Origin of the sequence: Phycicoccus sp. CSK15P-2 (assembly GCF_016888005.1) — a bacterium.
Taxonomy (GTDB): Bacteria; Actinomycetota; Actinomycetes; order Actinomycetales; family Dermatophilaceae; genus Phycicoccus.
Window position 1 is genome coordinate 13,879 of sequence record NZ_JAFDVE010000023.1, and the last position, 19,767, is coordinate 33,645.

Sequence of the window (19,767 nt, forward strand, 5' to 3'; positions counted from 1 at the left end):
TGGCAGACATGCCCCGTGCGACGCCCCGGCAGCCCCGGGGCTCCGCGGTGCCTGCGCGGCGCCGGCTCCTCGACGCCGCCGAGGAGCTCTTCTACCGGGACGGCATCGCCGGGACGGGCGTGGACGCCGTGCTCACCAGGGCCGGCGTCGCGATCGGTTCGCTGTACCGCAACTTCGCCGGCAAGGACGGCCTCACGGTCGCCTACCTCGACGACCGGCAGGCCCGCTGGACGGCCTGCTGGGACGACGCGGTCGCCACGGCCACGACGCCCGAGGGCCGGGTGCTGGCCGTCTTCGACGCCCTGGAGGGATGGGCGGCCCAGGAGGGCGCGTCGCGCGGATGCGCCGACCTGGCGGCGCTGGTCTCACTGCCGCCCGGCCATCCCGCTGCCGTGGCCGCGCTGCGGCACAAGGCCGAGCTCGCCGCGCGGCTCCGGGCGCTGGTCGAGGAGGCCGTCCCGGCCGGCGCGGTGGACGCCACCACCGACCAGGTCGTCCTCGCCTACGACGGGGCGCTGGCCCGCCTGGCCGTGGGCGGGCCGGCGCCGGGCCCGGAGGACCCGCTGGAGGCGGCCCGGGCCGTCGTGCGAGGCAGCCTGCGATCCGCCGCGGCGCCCTGACGGGCCGTCGGCCCGACCGCCCTCTCGCATCCGTCAACCCTGTTCGCGAGCCTCGCCGTCGCCGCGCAGGGCCTGGGTCATGCTCCGCAGCAGCCGCAGGGCATCGGCCTGCTCGTCCTCGCTCAGGCCGGCCAGCATCCTGACCTCGACGGACCGGACGGCCGCACTCGCTGCGGCCAGGCGACGCCGGCCGTGCGCCGTGAGCCGGGTCGGAAGCACCTTGCCGACCGGCGCCCGTGCCGGGCGGGTCACCTCGCCGCCGCGTTCGAGGGACTGCAGCAGCGTGTTCATCGACTGCCGGGTCACGAACGCGCCTCGGGCCAGCTCGGAGCTCGACAGGCCCGGACGCTGGGCCAGCAGCTCGAGGCAGGAGTAGTGGGTGACGCTCATTCCGAGTGGTCGCAGGACCTCCTCCATGGCGGAGCGGAGCGCGCTGGACGCCTCCTTGAGCAGGTAGCCCAGCGAGGTCTCCAGGTCGACGCCCTCACCTTGACTCATGTCAGGAGTCTGACATACGCTTCTCGATGTCAGAAAACTGACACACATCGACCCCAGGAGAACCGCATGCCCGCCACCGGCCCCGACTTCATCTCGCTCCAGGCGCGCGACCTCGACGCGTCCCAGAGGTTCTACGAGAAGTACCTCGGCCTCGTCCGTTCGCAGGCCGGCCCGCCGCACGCCGTCGTCTTCGACACCGAGCCCATCGCCTTCGCGGTCCGGGACGTCGTCCCCGGCACCGACCTGGACGCCGTGGCCCGGCCGGGGCTCGGGGCGGCCGTCTGGCTGCACGCCACGGAGGTCCAGGCGATCCACGACGCCCTCGTCGCCGACGGCCACACGATCGTGTCGGAGCCGGTCGACGGCCCCTTCGGCCGGACGTTCACGTTCGCGGACCCCGACGGCTACCACGTCACGCTCCACGACCGCAGGTGACCGTGGTGCGGCACCGAGGTCAGCCGGCGGGGCGCGCCGCCTCCTTGGCGGCGAGGTAGTCGGCGAGGCGACGCTCGGCGTCGTCACCGAAGAGGATGCCGGCGACCTCGCGCATGCCGTCGGAGTCGACCTGGCGGTGGTCGCGCACGACGAGGTCGATCTTGCTGCGGCGCCGCATGAAGTCCTCCATCGTCACAACCATCTCGGCCTCGGCGGCGGTGTACAGCTCGGCGCGCAGGTAGTCGGCCGAGCCCATGACGTCCTCGCCCATCGACGGGTCGGCCCGGATGGCCTCGAGGAGGTCGAACGCCCGCCGCCCGTAGCGGCGCCACAGCCGGTCGGTGAGCGGCTCGGTGTCGGGCTTGGTGCGCAGCGAGTCCAGCCGCATGAGCCGCGCCTGGCGGTAGAACTCCGTGCGGGTCTGGGCCGCCGGCTCGCCGTACCAGTTGCCGAGATCCTTCTCGAGCGGGATGCCCAGGTGCTCGACCTCGGCCGCCACCTCCTCCCCGACGTTGAGGCAGTCGGTGAGCTTGCCGCCGAGCACGCTGACGACGCCCCGCTGGTCGTCCCGCTCGATCTCGTGCTTGCGGGACAGTGACGTCCAGTCGTCCTCGGAGTGGTCGCCGTCGCTGCGCTCGACGACGAGCGGACGTACCCCGCAGCGCTCGGAGATGACGTCGTCCGCGCTGAGCGGCCGCTCGAGGTCGAGCCGGGCGTTGATCTGCTCGAGGAGGAACTCGCGGTCCTCGTCCGTGACGTGCGTGTACGGGGTGTCGACCCGGGTGTCGGTGGTGCCGATGACCGAGCGCCGTCCCATCGGGATGACGTAGAAGAGCCGCTGGGTGTCGTCGAAGAACGCGAGCACGCGGTCGTGGCGGGTCGTCGTCAGCCGCGGGACGACGAGGTGGATGCCCTTGGAGTAGACGATCCGGTGCGCGGTGTGGACTCCGAGGGCGTCGGTGAGGTCGTCCGAGAAGGGGCCGGTGGCGTTGACGAGGACCCTTGCCGCGGTGGTGATCTCGGCGTCGGTGTCGACGTCCCGCAGCGTCACGAGCCAGCGGTCGGCGACCCGGGTGGCGTCGACGAGCTCGACGTAGTTGGCCGTCGCGGCCCCGGCCTCCAGCGCGGAGCGGACGAAGGAGAAGACGAAGCGGCTGTCGTTGTCGACGAGGTAGGCGTCCTGGTACTGGATGCCGCCGCGGACGTCCGAGGTGTCGATGGCCGGCTCCTCGGCCTTGATCTCCTCGGCGTCGAAGAGCCGCGGCCGCTGCGTACCGAACTGGCCGATGCCCCAGTAGGCCGCCGCGCCGAGCCCCGCGAACCACGGCGCGTACGGGGCGGAGTGGTCGAGCGCGGCGAGGAAGCCGATCTCCTTGACGTTGTCCGGGTAGGCCTTCATCAGCCGGTTGCGGCTGCGGGACAGCCCGAACACGAGGGGCAGCTCGTAGTTCTCCAGGTATTTGAAGCCGCCCCACACGAGGTTGGAGGACTCCTGGCTCGTGAAGCCGCCGAAGTCACCGCGGTCGACGAGCGCGACGGACGCCCCACGGCCGGCGAGGGCAGCGGCCGAGACGGCACCGTTGATCCCCGCACCGACGACGAGGACGTCGAAGAAGCCGCCGTCGATCCGGTCGATGTTGGCCGACCTGAGGCTCATGACCCCAGCCTAGGCGTGGGTCGCTCTCGACCGGACCCCGGTCGAGGTGAAACCCGACCCTGTGGAGGTCGCGCATCACCTCGACTCGATGGGAGCCGCACCGCCGGGCGAACGCGTCAGCCGGTGTGAGGTGCGCATGCCGCCATCCGCACACCGCTGCTGCTCAGAAGCCGTACGAGACCCCGGTCAGCTGCTCGGAGCGCTCCCAGAGGAGACCGGCGAGGGTCTCGTCACGGGCCAGCGCAGACATCCGGGCCTCGCCGACCGGCCCGCGCGTCTCCCCGAGCCTGGTGGGACCGCTGTACGAGCCCGGCTCGGCCGCGGTCGCCGCGTAGAGCACGCTCTCGGCGCCCTTCTCCGGGCCCGGGAACGCGGCCCGGACGGCGAACGTCGCCAGGGTGCCGAGCACCGGGATCGCGCCGAGGCCGTCCGCGCTGCCGAAGAGGTTCGTCCCCGAGATGCCGGGATGGGCGGCGGTCGAGGTCAGCGTCGTACCCGCGGCGGCAGCGCGACGCTGCAGCTCGGCGGCGAAGAGGAGATTGGCGAGCTTCGAGCGTCCGTACGCGATCTGCGGGTCGTAGCCCGCGCGCGGGCTGCCCTCGCACACCGCGCCGTCCCCGCTGCGGTGACCGATGGACGACACCGTCGTCACCCGGGCCGCGGGCGCTTCGAGCAGGGACGACAGGAGCAGCCCGGTGAGCGCGAAGTGCCCGAGGTGGTTCGTCCCGAACTGCAGCTCGAAGCCGTCCTCGGTCTCCCGGTACCGCGGAGGTGTCATGACCCCGGCGTTGTCGAGCAGGAGGTCGAGCGGGCCGGTGAACCCGTCCGCGAACGCACGCACCGACGCCAGTGAGGCGAGGTCGAGACGCCGCACCTCCACCTCCCCGGTGGCACCGCCGCGGCGGATGCGCTCGGCCACCTCCTCGCCCGCATCGGTCCGGCGGACGGCCAGCACGACGTCGGCGCCGTGCCGGGCCAGCTCGCGGGCCGCGACGATGCCGAGCCCCGAGCTCGCCCCGGTGACGACGGCGCGGCGTCCGGAGAGGTCGGGCAGGTCGTCGGCGGTCCAGCGTCTCATCCGTGTACTCCGTGGTAGTTGTGGGCGCCGTCCGGTGCGTCCGAGAGGGGTTCGGAGGCCTCCCCGTCTCGGAGTGGTGCGGGTACCCACCACTGTCGTCCATCGGGCGCCGGCTCGCCTGGCGTCTGCCCGCCGCCCGGACGGTCTCCCTGCCGCCGGCCTCCTGGACGCGCCGGGAGCGGCCTCACCGCTCGGGGGCGCGGGGCGGCTCTGGGGTGCTTACCCTTTCCCTGACCCTGCACCTCCCGAGGAGCCCCATGCCTTCTCACCCCGGCGCGGTCGCCCGTTCCGTCCACGGGGACCCGCAGCCCTCGCGCATGCGCGGCGACCGGCGCTTCGAGCCCGTCGTGCGCCTGGCCCAGCGTCTCTTCGACGTCCCGATGGTGTCGGTGAACCTCGTCGACGACTCGACTCTCACCCGGGTGGCGTGCGTCGGCCTGGACGGCAGCCCGATGCCCCGGGAGGAGTCGTTCTGCGCGACCGTCGTCGACGACGACGCCGGCCGGGTCGTCCCCGACCTCACCCTCGACGACCGGTTCGCCGTGAGCCCGCACGTCACCGATGCCGGCCTGCGCTTCTACGCCGGCGAGCCGCTGCACTCCCGCTCCGGGGCCGCGGTGGGCACGCTGTGCCTCCTGGACTCCCGCACGCACGACTTCAGCGACGAGGAGTCGCTGCTCCTGCGTGACCTCGCGGACTGGGTCGAGCGCGAGCTGGCCCGAGACGCCGAGGCCGAGCAGGCCCGCCGCATCCAGCGTCGCCTGCTGCCGCGCAAGGCCCCGGAGATCCCCGGCTACGCGCTGTCCGGCGGCTGCCGCCCGGCCCAGGGCGCGGGCGGAGACCTCTACGACTGGATGACGCTGCCGGACGGCACCGTCCAGCTGGTCGTCGCCGACGTCATGGGCAAGGGGATGGAGGGCACGGTCGTCGCCGCCGGGCTGCGGGCCATCCTGCGCGGGGCCTCCCGGTTCATCCCGCTCGTGCGGCTCCTGGGCAGGCTCGAGGCGTTCCTGGACGACGACGATGACGAGCAGTCGGTCACCTTCGTCACCATGTTCCTCGCCCGCCTCCGTCCCGACGACGGGGGGATCGAGTACGTCGACGCGGGGCACGGGCTGGCCTTCGTCGTCGGGGCCGGCGGCGAGCCCCGCCGGCTGACCGCCGTCGACCCCCCGGTCGGGGTCGTGCCCGGCACCGACTGGCACGTGGGTCGGGACCACCTCGCCCCCGGCGAGACCCTCGTCGTCGTCAGCGACGGCGCCCTCGACGCCTTCCCCGACGTCCCGAGCGCCCTCCGGGCGGGCGTCGAGCTGTGCACCTCGACCCCGGACGTCCGCGAGGTCGTCGCCGCCGTGACGGCGGTCGGCGGGTCCGTGCCCGACGACGACGTCACCGCCGTGGTCGTCCGGCGGGCGGGTCCATGAGGGCCCCCCTGACCCGGGTCCTCGGAACGCTGACCGTCCTGCTCGGCACGATCTACGTCGGCTGGCGCTGGACGCTGTCGGTGTACTGGGAGCATTGGTGGATCGCGGTGCCCCTCGCGCTCGCCGAGACCTACGCGCTGGTCGACGGCTACCTCTTCACCCTGACCGTGTGGCGGATGAAGCAGCGCGGCCGGGCGCCCGAGCCCGACCCGGAGACGACCGTCGACGTCTTCATCACGACGTACAACGAGCCGGTCGAGATGGTCGTGGAGACCGCGCGCGCCGCCAAGGCCATCACCTACCCGCACGAGACGTGGGTGCTCGATGACGGCGACCGGCCCGAGATGGCCGCGGCCGCCGCGGAGCTCGGCGTCGGCTACGTCACGCGCAACCCGGACTGGCGGGACAAGCCGCGGCACGCGAAGGCCGGCAACCTCAACAACGCGCTCTTCGTCACCGAGGGTGAGCTCATCCTCATCCTCGACGCCGACCAGGTGCCCGACCCGGCCATCCTCGAGCGCACCGTCGGCTGGTTCCGCGACCCGGAGGTCGCGCTCGTCCAGACGCCGCAGTGGTTCACGAACGTCACCGACTCCGACCCGCTCGGCAGCCAGGCGCCGCTGTTCTACGGGCCGATCCAGCAGGGCAAGGACGGCTGGAACGCCGCGTTCTTCTGTGGCTCGAACGCCGTGCTGCGCCGGGACGCCCTCATGCAGCTCGGCATCGTCGGCTACGTCGAGGAGGTCGAGGTGGCCGTGGCCGACGCGTTGCGCGCTGCCGACCGCATCCTCGCCCGCGCCGCCCGGGACGCCGCCCGTGAAGCGCCCCGGGCCGCCGACGCCCTGCGCTCGCTGCGGGGTGCGGCCGAGGAGGCCCGCGGCCGGCTGGCGTCCGGCGCCGCGGTCGGTGAGGTCACCTACGCCTTCCAGGGCGCCGTGGATGCGGCGAGCCGCGAGGTCGTCGACGACGACCTCGCAGCCATCCGCCGCGACCTCGAGGCCGTCGCGAGCCTCCCGATGCACGTGGACGGGAAGGCGGGCGAGCTCGTCCTCGACGATCTCGCCCTGGACCGGCTCTCGGACCGCGACTGGTCACCGCTCGGCGCCGTGGAGTCCGTGCGCGACCTCGTCCGCGCGGTGGACGTCGACCGGCCCGACGAGGCGATGCCCGTCATGCCGATGGCGACGATCTCGGTGACCGAGGACATGGCGACGTGTATGCGTCTGCACTCGCTCGGCTGGCGGTCGGTCTACCACCACGAGGTCCTCGCCCACGGTCTCGCGCCGGAGGACCTCGGGACGATGCTCGGGCAGCGGCTGCGCTGGGCGCAGGGCACCCTCCAGGTGCTGCTGCGCGAGAACCCGCTGACCCGCCGAGGGCTCACGGTCGGCCAGCGGCTCATGTACTTCGCGACGATGTGGAGCTACCTGTCCGGCTTCGCGGCCGTGGTCTTCCTCGTGGCGCCGGTCGTCTACCTCTGCTTCGGGGTGCTCCCGGTGCACGCCTACGGGCTGACGTTCGTCATCCTGTTCACCCCGTACGTCGTCGTCAACCAGCTGCTGTTCTACGTCGTCGGCTACGGGGTCAAGACGTGGCGGGGCCACCAGTACAGCCTCGCCCTCTTCCCGCTGTGGATCCGCGCGTGCGTCACGGCGGGCGCGAACGTCTTCCTCCGGCGGCCGCTCGGGTTCGTCGTGACGCCGAAGACCCGCACCGAGGGCGGCGGCTTCCCCGTCCGGCTCGTCCTGCCCCAGCTCGTCGCGACGGTGGTGCTCGTCGTCGCGTCGGTCGTCGGGGTCGTCCGGCTGTGGACCGGTGCCGCCGACAGCGTCATCGGCACCGGCGTCAACCTCGTCTGGGTGCTGTACGACATCGTCGTGATCAGCGTCATCTTCCAGGCGGCGCTCTACCGCGCCCCGACCCCCGAGAAGGAGAGCACTGCGTGATGGAGATCCACACCGAGCCGGTGACCGGGTACACCGTCCTGGCCTGCGCAGGGCGGCTGACGATGCAGTACGCCTCGCGGCTGCGTGAGGCCGTGGACGCCGCCGTGGGGTCCGGCACCCCGAACGTCGTCGTCGACCTGTCCGGCACCTCGTTCGTCGACTCGTCCGGGCTCGGCGCCCTCGTCGCCGGCCTGCGGGTGGCGCGCACGGCCGGCGGCGACCTGCGGATCGCCGCCCCGACCGAGCAGGTGAGCAGCGTGCTCTCGCTGACCAACCTGGACCGCGTCCTGACCCCCCATCCGAGTGTCGAGGAGGCGGCTCGTGGCTGGTGACCTGCGGCTCTCCGGCTTCGCCGTCCCCGAGGGCATCGAGGCCCTGCACGACCTCCTCGAGCGGGTGGGGAGCGAGCATCCCGACCTCGCGGCCCTCGACCTCAGCATGTTCGAGACCGCGGTCATCGAGATCGCGAACAACGTCGTCGAGCACGGGCTTCCGCCGGGTGAGGTGCGGTGGTCCTTCGCCGTCGAGGTGCGGCCCGACCGTGTCGTGGGCGTGCTGACCGACGACGGTCAGGCGCTGCCGGAGGGCCGACCGGTGGCCGACGCCGAGATGCCGGACGTCCTCGCCGAGGACGGCCGGGGCCTGCCGCTCGCGCACGCCGTGCTCGACGAGCTGGACTACACCCGCGACGGCCGGACGAACGTCTGGACGATGGTGCGCCGGCGTTCCTGACCGCGCGGAGGCGGCGGCCGGGGGACCCCTCCTCGCCCCGCAGTGTTCACGCCCCGGTCACGAGGGCGAACGGTGTGGGCCACCCGGTTCGGGTGGGCTGTGCGGCGCACCGTCCCGTCGTCCACACCGGAAGGCCATCGTGACCCACACCCACACCCACGAGCACGAACACCAGCACCAGCACACCCATGGCCACGAGCACACCCACGGTCACGAGCACTCCGCTCCCGACGACCTGACCCTCGCCGCGGCGTCGGACGCGTCCGACGCCGACCTCACCCCGCGCGAGCTGAGCCGCCGCGTCCTGATGCGCGCCGCCGGTGTCACGGGTGCCCTGACCGCAGGTGCCGCCGGGATGAGCGGTGTCACCCCCGCCATGGCGGCGGGCGAGGGGGCCGCGAGCCGTGGCGGCAGGAACCTCACCTGGCTCGCCGGCGACCACCACATCCACACCCAGTTCAGCTCCGACGGGATGTACCGGGTGCAGGACCAGGCGCAGAACGGCCGCGCCTACGGCCTGGACTGGATGGTCATCACCGACCACGGGGGTGCCGACCACGCCCGGTACGGCGTCGAGAAGGTCAACCCCGAGATCCGCGAGGCGCGCGAGCAGCTGCCCGGCACGCTGGTCTTCCAGGGGCTGGAGTGGAACATCCCCGCCGCGGAGCACGGCACGGTCTTCGTCGCGCCCGGCCGTCGGGAGGTCGAGGTGCTGAAGTCCTTCGAGAGCACCTACGACGGCAGCGTGCGCGACGCCCGCGACGGCACACCCGCCAACGAGAAGCTCGCCGTCGCCGCCATCCAGTGGCTCGGCACCCAGGTCGCCCGGCGGCGGGTCGACGACGCGCTCTTCCTGGCCAACCACCCCGCCCGCAACGGCATCGACTCCCCGCACGAGATCCGGGCCTGGCGCGACGCCGACCCGCGCATCGCGATCGGCTTCGAAGGGGCCCCGGGCCACCAGGCCGGCGGACTCCCGAAGGGCTACGGCCCCGGTGGCGCCCGAGGCGGCTACGGCAACAGCCCCGGCGGGAGCTCCTTCGCCGGCTACCCGCCCGAGAGCTACCGCACCTGGGGCGGCTTCGACTGGATGACCTCCACCGTCGGCGGGCTCTGGGACTCCCTGCTCGCCGAGGGCAAGCCGTGGTCGATCTCGGCCAACTCCGACTCCCACCGCAACTGGGGCGACACCTCGACGCGCCCCGAGGGCGGGTTCGTCGAGGGGCAGTACGGCGACCCCGTCTACGCGGGTGAGATCGCGCTCGACCGTTCCGACTTCTGGCCGGGCTTCTACAGCCGCACCCATGTGGGCGCGAGTGACCGCAGCTACCGGGCCGTCATGGCCGGTATGCGCGCGGGCCGGATGTGGGTCGACCACGGGCGCCTGGTCAAGGCCGTGGACGTGCAGGTGCGAGCCACCGGCAGGGGCAGGAGCGCCACGGCCGGTGCCACCGAGTCCCTCGGCGGCACCTTGCGGGCCGCGCGCGGCAGCCGCATCCAGCTGGTGCTCACGGTCACCGCGCAGGACCTGCCCAACTGGTCGCAGTTCGTGCCGAGCCTGAACCGCATCGACCTCGTCCGCGGAGCGGTCGACGTCTCCGGTCCCTCCGACCGCGACGCCTTCACCGCGCCCGACACCAAGGTCGTCGAGCGGTGGGACACCTCGGGTCGCACGGGCACGTTCACGATCACGCACGACCTCGGCACGCTGGACGCGCCGTTCTACGTGCGGCTGCGCGGAACCGACGGGAACCACTCGCAGCCGGGCGCCCTGGGCGCGCAGATCGACGCGGAGGGGCCGAAGCTGGACGTCGCGGGCGACGCGGACCCGTGGGTCGACCTGTGGTTCTACACCAACCCGGTGTGGGTCGTCCCGACCCGGTGAACGGCCGGGTCACCACCGGACGCGTGCCGCGGGGCCCCGTCCTCGGGCCCCGGCCCGGCACTGTCGGTCTGGACGCCGGCTCGAACGACACCGCCGCCGTCGAGCACCTCGTCGGCCTCGTCGAGCAGGTGCTCGGCGGGGCCGACGGCCCGCTCCTGGTCAGTACCCATCTCGTCGGGGCGCCGGGCCGGGGTGAGACCGGCCGCCACCACGCCGTCGCGGTCACCGCCGGGTCCGCCGTCGACCCGGTCGCCCTCGCCGCGTCGGTCGAGGACGCGCTGGACGCAGCCGTGGCCGTGACGCCCGGCGGCCCACCCGCTCGCACCGATCTCGAGAGCGGCGCGGCGGCGGCGGTATCGGAGCACACGGCGCGTTCGGCGGGCCGTCTCGCCCGGTTCGCCGGCCAGGACGGGGTCGAACGGGTGGTCACCGTGGGCGAGCTGCTGGAGTCGGGCACCGTCGACGCGGTCGAGGCGCTCCCGGGCATCGAGGTGACCCGGGCGTCGACGCTCGACCTCCGTGAGTGGGCCCGTCCCGTCTGGCGTGCCGGACGGCGCGTGCTGTCGGTCCAGGCCGGGGCCGGCGGGGTGTTGCTCCCATTCGAGCGACGCGTGCAGGTGCCCTGCTGCCACGACCACTGAGGGCCGCGCACCCGGTCAGACGTGGATGGCGGCCGGGATGCCGTCCGAGAACACCTCGGGCGGGTCCGGGAGCGAGTGCGACGTGCCGGCCGCGCGCCGGGCCGCGGTCCAGGCGACGGCGCACGCGTCGAGGACGTCGTCGGTGCCGACGCCGCGTCCGGGTGTCACGCGTGGCGGGGTGATGCCGGCGGTCCGGAGCGCGGCGAGCCGCACCCGGACGCCCTCCGGCGCGCGCTTCGACGGGAGGAGCGGGGCGCCGGCCATCGCGGCGAAGGACACCTCCGGATGCACCTCCAGCACCTCGACACCCGGCTCGTCGCGTACCCAGGCGTCGACCTCGAGGACCTTCGCCCGCAAGGAGAACGCCTGCGCGCCGACCTTCTGCCCGGTGAGCCGGGCGTTGACCGCGCTGGCCGTCGTGCGGTCGGACGCGAGGTAGGCGGCCCGGGTGAGCGTCGGGAAGACCGAGGACGCCTTGCCCGGGACGGCCCGGCGGGCCAGGGCGTCGGCGTGCCGGACGGAGGCGTCCGGCAGACCGATGGGGATGTCGATGCCGACGACCTCGAGCGAGGTGCCGGCGCCGACGTCCGCGACGGCCTCGGCCACGGTCCGTCCGACGACGATGCGCGGCCGACCCGTGCCGCCGGTGAGCAGGGCTCCGACCCAGCCGGCCCGGCAGCCGTCGAGGCCGAGCACGGACTCGGTGGTCACATCACTCGGGAGAGCACGCTGGTGGTTGCCGCCGGGTGGGTCATGCCGGAGCCGTCTACGGCGCGGACGACGACCCGGTGGCGTCCGGGCTCCACCGCGGTCGTCCACCGCGTGCCGTCCACACGGACGGGCGCGCCACCGTCGAGGCTCACCAGGTAGGAGGTGGCAGAGACCCCGGATGGCTGCGTCCACGCGACGGTGAGGCTCGTGCCGCTCGCGATCGCCCGGAGGCCGCGGACCGCCCTCGGAGATGTGACCTGCACGGTCGCGGCGTCGGGTCTGAGGCCGGTCAGTGTGATCTGCGAGTCGGTCACCGGGTCGATGACGCTCCTGCCGAGGCGCAGCGGCGCATCCGAGTCGCTCGACGTTGACGAGGTCGTGTCGAAGAGGTAGGTCTGCTTGCCCAGGCCGCGGTCGAGTCGCAGCGTCACCCCGTTGACCACCGGGTCGCTCGAGGCGAACGCGTCGAACAGGCCCGTGGGCCGGCGGTACTCGACCGTGACGGCCGTGCCGTCCGGCCGGGAGACCCGCAGCTCGCGGACACCGGAGGTCGTGTCGGCCGGCGCGAGCCGGACCGTCCGTGCCTCACCACCCGCGAGGCCGCGCGGGGAGATGAGCTGGTAGTGCTCACGTGCCGTGGCGTGCTGGAGGTACGGCGCTGCGCCCATCGTGGTGAAGGGGTCCCCGTACTCGGAGACGGCGCGGCAGCTCGCCGGCGCGGCGATGACCCCACCCGTGCAGTTGTAGGACGAGGCGTGGTGCTCGCCGAAGTTGTGCCCCAGCTCGTGCGACAGCACGTAGAGGTTCGGGTCGCTCGCGTTGATCCAGGTGAGGTTGCCCGGCAGCTGCCCGAGCCCGGCCCAGCCGCATCCGGGCGTGGCGCCGCGGCCCCACACGACCATGAGGTGGGTGTAGGCGGAGGTGTCGACACCGGCGTCGATCGCGGCCTGCTCGGCCGAGCGCGCCCAGTCGTAGTAGTCCGAGGACTCGCACGTGCTCGAGCTCGTGCGGCTCACCGTGTAGGGCCCGACGACACGCCCGCGCACGTCCCATTGCCCGTCGGAGAGGTCGTCGTAGTAGGCCCGTACGCTCTTCGACCCGGTGAAGAGGCGGCTGGAGAGCACGGACGAACTGACCGGGGAGGCGCTGGGCGTGTCCTTGAACCGCACCGTGACGGCCAGCACTCGCACCGTCTTCGGGCCTGCTTCCGCCACGGAAGGAGCCTCGGCGACGCCCGGGTCCTCGGGGGCGCCCGGCGAGGTCTCGGTGAGACCGGAAGCCGTGACCTCGATCCCGCCGTCCTTCGTCCTCCGGCCCTTCGCGACGACCTGCCGTCCGACGAGCTCGCGGACGCGCGACGGGTCGACACCGGTCACGCTGAGGGCCCGGCGACCGACCGTGCCCCCCGCCGGGTCGGTCTCGACGAGGTCGAGCTCGGTGCGGCTGCTGCCGCCGTCGAAGTCGTCGACCACGGTGGCGGTCAGGACGCCGGTGTCGTTGACGAGCGTGCCGGGCCCCTCGGCGTACCCGGGTAGGGCGGCGGTCCCGACAACGCCGATGGCGCTCGCGAGCACGAGGACGAGGCGCGTGGACAGACGCATGCAGGGACTCCGTCACGGGTTGCAGAGGGGGAGGATGAGCCGATGACAGGATAGGAAGGATCGGGGCCGACCGTCGCGTCGACGTCCAGACCATGGCCGTCCGGCCGATGCACGCCAGACCTGCGACGACCAGCAATCCAGGGGGACCCGACGGGCCACCGACCCCCGGTCGGATGACAGGCTGCGGTTCATGGCCTCCCGCCCTCGCAGATCCCGAATGCTCGAGCCCTGGAAGGGCGCCCCGGACGGCGACGTGGGGGCGACCGACGTCGACCGGCACCGGCGACGCTCGGCAGCGGCGGGGGTCGAGGCGGTGGCGGTGTCGATGAACCGCGGCGCCGGCCAGATGGGTCCGGTGCGCGCCGTGAACACGCTGCGCCGGCTCAACCAGGCGGACGGTTTCGACTGCATGGGCTGCGCCTGGCCCGACCCCGACCCCGAGCACCGCAGCTTCGCCGAGTTCTGCGAGAACGGTGCCAAGGCCGTCGCCGAGGAGGCCACGAAGCGCCGCGCCGACCGCGACTTCTTCGCCGAGCACTCCGTCGCCGAGCTCGCGACGTGGAGCGACTACCGGCTGGGCCAGCAGGGCCGGATCACCGAGCCGATGATCCTGCGCGAGGGCGGCACGCACTACGAGCCGATCTCCTGGGAGGAGGCCGTCGGCGTCGTCGCCGAGACGCTGCGCGGCCTGGACTCGCCCGACGAGGCGGTCTTCTACACGAGCGGCCGGGCCTCGAACGAGGCCGCGTTCACCCTCCAGCTCTTCGCCCGGGCCTTCGGGACGAACAACCTGCCGGACTGCTCGAACATGTGCCACGAGTCCACGTCCGTCGCGCTCGCCGAGTCGATCGGCATCGGCAAGGGCTCGGTGACGCTCGACGACGTCCACGACGCCGAGGTCGTCGTCATCGCCGGGCAGAACCCGGGGACGAACCACCCGCGGATGCTCAGCGCCCTCGAGAAGTGCGTCCGGAACGGTGGCCGTGTCGTCGCGGTCAACCCGCTGCCCGAGACCGGGCTGATGAAGTTCGACAACCCGCAGACCGTCCGCGGGCTCACCGGGGTCGGCACCGACCTCGCGAGCGAGTACCTCCCGATCCGGCTCGGCGGCGACCTCGCGCTCTTCCAGGCCGTGGGCGCGCTGCTCGTCGAGCGCGGAGCCGTCGACCAGGACTTCGTCGACCGCCACACCACCGGGTTCGAGTCCTACAAGGCGCACGTCGAGGGCCTCGACTGGGACGCCGTGCTGCGCGCCACCGGGCTGCCGCGCGAGCAGATCGAGCGGCTCGCCGACACCATCGCCGGCTCGTCCAGGACGGTCTACTGCTGGGCGATGGGCGTCACCCAGCACCGGCACGCCGTCGCGACGATCAAGGAGATCACCAACGTCGCCCTCCTCCGCGGCGACATCGGCAAGCCCGGTGCCGGCCTGTGCCCCGTCCGCGGCCACTCCAACGTCCAGGGCGACCGGACGATGGGCATCTGGGAGAAGCTGCCCGCCCACTTCGCCGAGTCGCTGCGCCAGGAGTTCGGGTTCGACCCGCCGCACCAGCGCGGTCACGATGTCGTCAACACCATCCGTGCGCTCGTCGAGGGCAAGGTGCGCGTGCTGTTCGGGCTCGGGGGCAACTTCGCGGCCGCGACGCCGGACTCCGAGGTGACCCACGAGGCGATGCGCTCGGTCGACCTCGGCGTGCAGGTGTCGACCAAGCCCAACCGCACGCACATGCTGCCGGGCCGGCGGATGCTCGTCCTCCCGTGCCTCGGCCGCACCGAGAAGGACGTCACGGCGGCCGGCTGGCAGGGCGTGACGGTCGAGGACTCGATGTCCGAGGTGCACCTCTCGGTCGGCCGGAACGAGCCCGCGAGCGAGCACCTGCGCGGTGAGCCGTGGATCATCTGTCGGATCGCCGAGGCGACGTTGGGCACGGCGCCCGAGGGCTCGGACCTCGACTGGGCCGTCATGGCCGAGGACTACTCCCGCATCCGGCACCACATCGGCAACGTCGTGCCCGGGTGCGACGCCTACGACGCGAAGGTCCAGCGGCCGGGCGGCTTCACCCTGCCGCACCCGCCGCGGGACACCCGCACCTTCGACACCCCCTCCGGCCGCGCCCAGATCGCGGTGAACCCGATCGAGGTCCTCGAGGCTCCCGAGGGACACCTGCTGCTCCAGACGCTGCGCAGCCACGACCAGTTCAACACGACGATCTACGGCCACGACGACCGCTACCGCGGGCTCGCCGGGGGCCGCCAGGTCGTCATGGTGCACCCGGACGACATCGCCGCCCTCGGGCTCGCCGAGGGGCAGCTGTACGACGTCGTCTCGGTGTGGACCGACGGCTCGGAGCGGGTGGCCCACGGCTACCGGGTCGTGTCGTACCCGACGGCGCGCGGCTGCGCCGCCGCCTACTACCCGGAGTGCAACGTGCTCGTCCCGCTCGACCACACGGCCGAGGGCAGCAACTGTCCGGCGTCGAAGTCGGTCGTCGTCCGGTTCGCCCCGCACGGCTCGTGCGAGCGGCACGACGCGGACGCCGACACCCGGGTCAAGGCCGGCACCGACCGCAGCCACCGCAGCGAGGTCGAGCCGGTCCACCTCAGCTGACCGACTCGACCCCGGGACGGCTCAGAGGTCGCGGACCTCCAGGAAGTCCGCGAGCCCGGCGAGGTCGTCGGTGTTGACGTGGTCGACGCCCGAGTCGAGGAGCACCGACCACAGGGCGGTCCGGGCCGGGCCGGGCGTGTCCGGGGTGTTCCAGAACCTCAGCCGGTAGCCGTGCTCGTGCGCAGTGGCGACCAGCCGCCGCAGCCTCGTCTGCTCCTCCGCGGGCATCGGCCCCTCGCCGGCCCAGGTGAAGTGGTTGGCCCAGTTGTCGCTGACCAGCGGCATCACCGTGTCCGGGAGCACGGGGGTCACGAGGTCGGCCATCCGCCCGTCGTACCCGGCGTACCGGGTGCGCTCGGCGACCATCTGCGCCAGGGGGCGGTTGCCGCTGATGACGACCTCGACCGCGCCGTCCCGAGGGGTCGGTGCGAACCGGGTGAGGATGCGCCGGTACTCGCGCAGCTGTCGGCTCACCGCCGCGTAGGTGGCCGGCCCGTCAGACTTGATGTCGACGAGCAGCTGGAACGGGCCGTCGTCGTGCGGGTACACCGACCCGCCGCGGACCCGCCGGCGCAGCGGCTCGAGGTAGAGCGACTCCAGCGTCCGGCCGGGTACCGCGTCCTCCAGGTCGTGGGCGACGAGCAGCTCGCCGTCGACGAGCCAGACGTCGGCCTCGACACTCGTGAAGCCCTGGTCGAGGGCGTCGAGCAGTGGCCGGTCGTGCTCGTAGTCGTTGTGCGCGTGGGCGTTCCGCAGCGGCGTGACGTGTCGCGAGGTCGGGTCCTCGTACGCCCGGGGGAGGCGCAGGTGCCGTTCGGCCATGAGGTCGCGGAGGACGTCCGGCCGGTCGGTGATGAGCCCGTCGACGCCGAGATCCATGAAGTGCGCCATCGTCGCGCGGTCGTCCACGGTCCACGGGACCACCTCGAGTCCGGCGGCGTGGGCCCGCCGGACGTCGGCCCGGTCGACGTACGGGACGAACGTCTCGTCCCCGACCGTGCCGTCCTGGGGCCGGCCCTGGACCGGCGACCACGCGGACGCGCCGAAGCTCGCGACGGCCGCGACCGGGTCGCCGCCGAAGTCGTCGATGTCGAGGCCGCCGAGCCACGGGGACGCTCCGGGCTGCCCGACCTCGAGGAAGTCCTCGTTGTCGAGCGCGACGAGCGGCAGCTCCGGCGCGACCTCGTGCATCCGCATCAGGGCGCCCCAGTCGAAGCTCTGGACGGTCACCTGGCGCTGGAGCCTCGCGCGGCGCACCTCACCCGCGACGACCCGGACGAACTGCTCGCGCGGCGCGGTCTCCTCCGGTGCCCCCGCCTCGACCTTGGTCTCGACGTTGAGCATCACGTCGCGGGCGCGGAAGCGGTGCACGGTGTCGAAGACCTCGGACAGCAGCGGCATCCGGGCGCCGGGCTCCGCTTCCTGGTCGGGGAACCGCGGCAGGGTCTGCGACCCGCAGTCGAGAGTGCGGACCTGCGCGAGGGTGAGGTCCTTGACGTGGTCGCCCACGTAGGGCCACTCGGGGTCGCCCGGCACGGCGGGTGCGGTGTCGCGGCACTTCGCGCCGTCGACGACCCGGTCGTGCGTGACGACGGCCCGGCCGTCCTCGGTGATCTGGACGTCGAGCTCGAGGGTGGAGACCCCGAGGCGCAGCGCCTTCTCGAACGCGGGCAGGGTGCTCTCGACGGTGAGGGCGACGCCGCCACGGTGCGCCTGCAGGTCGAACGTGCGGTACGGGGTCGCCGCGGCGGCCGGCGCGGTGGTGGCGACGGCTCCGGTCGCGGCGAGGACGGTGACGGCGGACAGGGCCGCGCGGATGCGGGAGGGCATGACATCCGTTGTCCCACGGGGTCCGCGACGCCCGGGTGAACCGGAACCGTCGGCTGTGCGAAAGGTGGGTCAGGCGGAGGTCTGCTCCACCGGAGCCGCGGCGCCCTCCGGTGCGGCCGGCACGCGGCCCGGCAGCAGCACCGCGAGCACGACGACGACGACTGCGAGCACGACCATCACCCCGAAGGCCGCCTGCATCCCGCCGACGTAGGCCGCGGCGTCCGAGGCCCCGTCCGCCGAGAGCCGGGCGGAGCGCCACGACAGGACGGTGACCGTGACCGCGGTGCCGACCGCCGCGGCCACCTGCTGCACCGTGCCGAGCAGCGAGCTGCCGTGCGAGTACAGGTACGGCGGGAGCGAGCCCAGGCTGAGCGTGAACGCGGGCGTGAGCAGGGCGGCGAGACTCACCATGAAGACCACCTGGACGCAGAGGATGAGCGCGTAGGGCGTCGTCTCGCCGATCCGGCTCAGCACGCCGAGGGCGACCAGCACCCCGACCGACCCGGGGATCATCAGCGGCCGGCCTCCGAGGCGGTCGAAGACGCGCCCGACCACCGGCCCGAGGAGCCCCATGACCACGCCGCCCGGGGCGACGAGCAGCCCCGTCTGCAGCGGAGACAGGCCGCGTAGGTCCTGGAGGTAGAGCGGCAGGAGGATCATCGCGCCGAGCATCGCGAGGAAGGCCACCGCATGCATGGTGAGCGCCGTCGCGTAGATGCGGTACGTCAGGGTACGCAGATCGAGGAGCGGCTCGGAGCGGTGCGTGAGCGAGCGCTGCCGCAGAACGAAGGCGGCGACCACGGCGATCCCCCCGACGACCCAGGCCCAGGCCGGGACGCCGCCCGCTTGCTCCTCACCGATCCGGCTGAGCCCGTACACGAGGCCACCGAAGCCGAGCCCGGCGAGGACGACGCTGGCCCAGTCGATGTTCCCGGCGCGGGTCTCACCGACGTTCTCGAGGCGGCGCAAGCCGATGACCGTGACGAGGGCCGCCATCGGCAGGACGACGATGAACAGCCAGCGCCAGCCGGCGACGGCGAGCACGACCCCGGAGAGCGCCGGGCCGAGCGCCGGTGCCACCGAGATCGCAAGGGTCACGTTGCCCATGACCCGGCCGCGGTCGCGCTCGTGCACGACGGTCATCAGCGTCGTCATGAGCAGCGGCACCATGACGGCCGTCCCCGCGGCCTGGACGACGCGGCCGCCGACGAGGACGGGGAACGTCGGTGCGAGCGCGCAGACGACCGTGCCGGTGCCGAAGGTGGCCATCGCCACGACGAACGCCGCGCGCGTCGTGACCCGCTGGAGGAGCCAGCCGGTCACCGGGATGACGACCGCCATCGTCAGCATGTACGCGGTCGAGAGCCACTGCGCGGCCCGTGCGGTGACCTCGAACTCGGCCATGAGCCGGGGGATGGCGTTGACCATGACGGTCTCGTTGAGGATGACCGTGAAGGCGGCGGCGACGAGCCAGCGCAGCACGGGGTAGGAGCCGCGCGCCGGGGCGGCGTCCGGGCCCTCGGGGACGGGAACGGAGGTGGGGTCGGTCGTCGTCATGGTGGGATCGGCTCCGACAGTACGTGGACACTCGGATTCGGCGCGCGCCGGCTCCCGGTCAGCCCTCTAGGCTGGGGCCGATGAGCGCCGCGGACCACCCACTCGCCGACGTGGGCTACGTCTCCCTGACCACCTACCGGCGCACCGGCGTGCCCGTGCCGACGGCTGTCTGGGTGGCTCCCGCGCTCGACGGCAGCGACCACCTCGTCGTCATCACCGTCGACGGCACCGGCAAGACCAGGCGGCTGGCCCAGACCTCCCGCGTCGAGGTGCGGCGGTGCGACGTCCGCGGGCGGGTGAAGGACGACGCGCCGACCTACCGCGGCGAGGGCGTCGTCGTCCGAGCACCCGCTGACGTGCAGGAGGTGCGCCGGGCGGTCGTCGCGAAGTACGGGTGGCCCGCTCGGCTCTCCGACGCCGTCGACGCCGTGGCCTCGCGCGTCGGCATCCGGCGCGCGCCACGGGCGGGCATCCTGCTCCGTCTCGAGCGCGAACCCGCCCCCGCAGGGCCTTCCACGTCCTGACGGCGACGTCCGATCGAGAA

17 protein-coding genes are annotated in these 19,767 nt (G+C 73.2%); 10 read left to right on the plus strand and 7 right to left on the minus strand.

Going from position 1 to position 19,767, the window contains the following annotated elements; all coding sequences use genetic code 11:
- Positions 1-8 precede the first annotated feature (8 nt).
- The gene (locus JQN72_RS13615; RefSeq protein WP_204135669.1) at positions 9-620 is read left to right on the plus strand and encodes a TetR/AcrR family transcriptional regulator; all 612 of its coding nucleotides are present in this window, start codon (positions 9-11) and stop codon (positions 618-620) included.
- A 33-nt stretch (positions 621-653) separates the two neighbouring features.
- On the opposite strand, the gene JQN72_RS13620 is transcribed toward JQN72_RS13615, so the two are convergent.
- Positions 654-1,118: a MarR family winged helix-turn-helix transcriptional regulator gene (locus JQN72_RS13620; protein WP_204135670.1), complete on the minus strand. Its 465-nt coding sequence runs from the start codon at positions 1,116-1,118 to the stop codon at positions 654-656.
- Between the two features lie 66 nt (positions 1,119-1,184).
- On the opposite strand from JQN72_RS13620, the gene JQN72_RS13625 reads away from it, so the two are divergent.
- Positions 1,185-1,553 (plus strand): VOC family protein, encoded by a 369-nt coding sequence (locus JQN72_RS13625; RefSeq protein WP_204135671.1) that lies wholly within the window; start codon positions 1,185-1,187, stop codon positions 1,551-1,553.
- Between the two features lie 19 nt (positions 1,554-1,572).
- On the opposite strand, the gene JQN72_RS13630 is transcribed toward JQN72_RS13625, so the two are convergent.
- Together JQN72_RS13630 and JQN72_RS13635 are read right to left on the minus strand one after the other, a co-directional pair.
- Entirely contained in the window at positions 1,573-3,210 is a 1,638-nt protein-coding gene (locus JQN72_RS13630; protein ID WP_204135672.1) for a glycerol-3-phosphate dehydrogenase/oxidase, read from the minus strand.
- Between the two features lie 163 nt (positions 3,211-3,373).
- Positions 3,374-4,288, minus strand: a complete 915-nt coding sequence (locus JQN72_RS13635) for an oxidoreductase (protein ID WP_204135673.1) — start codon at positions 4,286-4,288, stop codon at positions 3,374-3,376.
- A 257-nt stretch (positions 4,289-4,545) separates the two neighbouring features.
- Here JQN72_RS13635 and JQN72_RS13640 point away from each other — a divergent pair, with 257 nt between their 5' ends.
- The 6 genes from JQN72_RS13640 to JQN72_RS13665 all read left to right on the plus strand — a co-directional run bounded on the left by JQN72_RS13640 (position 4,546) and on the right by JQN72_RS13665 (position 10,916).
- A complete protein-coding gene (locus JQN72_RS13640) occupies positions 4,546-5,712 on the plus strand; it encodes a PP2C family protein-serine/threonine phosphatase (protein ID WP_204135674.1) in 1,167 nt (388 codons plus the stop codon).
- On the plus strand, positions 5,709-7,658 hold the full coding sequence (locus JQN72_RS13645; RefSeq protein ID WP_204135675.1) for a glycosyltransferase family 2 protein: 1,950 nt from the start codon (positions 5,709-5,711) through the stop codon (positions 7,656-7,658). The genes JQN72_RS13640 and JQN72_RS13645 overlap by 4 nt, the downstream gene beginning before the upstream one ends.
- On the plus strand, positions 7,658-7,990 hold the full coding sequence (locus JQN72_RS13650) for an STAS domain-containing protein (RefSeq protein ID WP_204135775.1): 333 nt from the start codon (positions 7,658-7,660) through the stop codon (positions 7,988-7,990). The genes JQN72_RS13645 and JQN72_RS13650 overlap by 1 nt, the downstream gene beginning before the upstream one ends.
- Entirely contained in the window at positions 7,980-8,390 is a 411-nt protein-coding gene (locus JQN72_RS13655) for an ATP-binding protein (protein WP_204135676.1), read from the plus strand. Before JQN72_RS13650 ends, JQN72_RS13655 begins: the two co-directional genes overlap by 11 nt.
- 139 nt (positions 8,391-8,529) lie before the next feature.
- Positions 8,530-10,275, plus strand: coding sequence for a PHP domain-containing protein (locus JQN72_RS13660; RefSeq protein ID WP_307812683.1), 1,746 nt, complete (start codon positions 8,530-8,532; stop codon positions 10,273-10,275).
- 23 nt (positions 10,276-10,298) lie between these two features.
- The gene (locus JQN72_RS13665) at positions 10,299-10,916 is read left to right on the plus strand and encodes a hypothetical protein (RefSeq protein ID WP_204135677.1); all 618 of its coding nucleotides are present in this window, start codon (positions 10,299-10,301) and stop codon (positions 10,914-10,916) included.
- Positions 10,917-10,931: 15 nt separating this feature from the next.
- Here the strand turns inward: JQN72_RS13665 and JQN72_RS13670 are convergent, their stop codons facing one another.
- Both JQN72_RS13670 and JQN72_RS13675 read right to left on the minus strand, forming a co-directional pair.
- Entirely contained in the window at positions 10,932-11,627 is a 696-nt protein-coding gene (locus tag JQN72_RS13670) for a DUF429 domain-containing protein (protein ID WP_204135678.1), read from the minus strand.
- Positions 11,624-13,228: a hypothetical protein gene (locus JQN72_RS13675; protein ID WP_204135679.1), complete on the minus strand. Its 1,605-nt coding sequence runs from the start codon at positions 13,226-13,228 to the stop codon at positions 11,624-11,626. Before JQN72_RS13675 ends, JQN72_RS13670 begins: the two co-directional genes overlap by 4 nt.
- Before the next feature lie 217 nt (positions 13,229-13,445).
- On the opposite strand from JQN72_RS13675, the gene JQN72_RS13680 reads away from it, so the two are divergent.
- Entirely contained in the window at positions 13,446-15,836 is a 2,391-nt protein-coding gene (locus JQN72_RS13680) for an FdhF/YdeP family oxidoreductase (RefSeq protein ID WP_239100645.1), read from the plus strand.
- 21 nt (positions 15,837-15,857) lie between these two features.
- Here the strand turns inward: JQN72_RS13680 and JQN72_RS18950 are convergent, their stop codons facing one another.
- Positions 15,858-17,666, minus strand: a complete 1,809-nt coding sequence (locus JQN72_RS18950; RefSeq protein ID WP_307812684.1) for a glycerophosphodiester phosphodiesterase family protein — start codon at positions 17,664-17,666, stop codon at positions 15,858-15,860.
- A gap of 69 nt (positions 17,667-17,735) precedes the next feature.
- A complete protein-coding gene (locus JQN72_RS13690; RefSeq protein WP_204135681.1) occupies positions 17,736-19,223 on the minus strand; it encodes an MDR family MFS transporter in 1,488 nt (495 codons plus the stop codon).
- 80 nt (positions 19,224-19,303) lie between these two features.
- Between JQN72_RS13690 and JQN72_RS13695 the strand changes: the two genes are divergently transcribed.
- A complete protein-coding gene (locus tag JQN72_RS13695; protein ID WP_204135682.1) occupies positions 19,304-19,747 on the plus strand; it encodes a PPOX class F420-dependent oxidoreductase in 444 nt (147 codons plus the stop codon).
- Positions 19,748-19,767 lie beyond the last annotated feature (20 nt).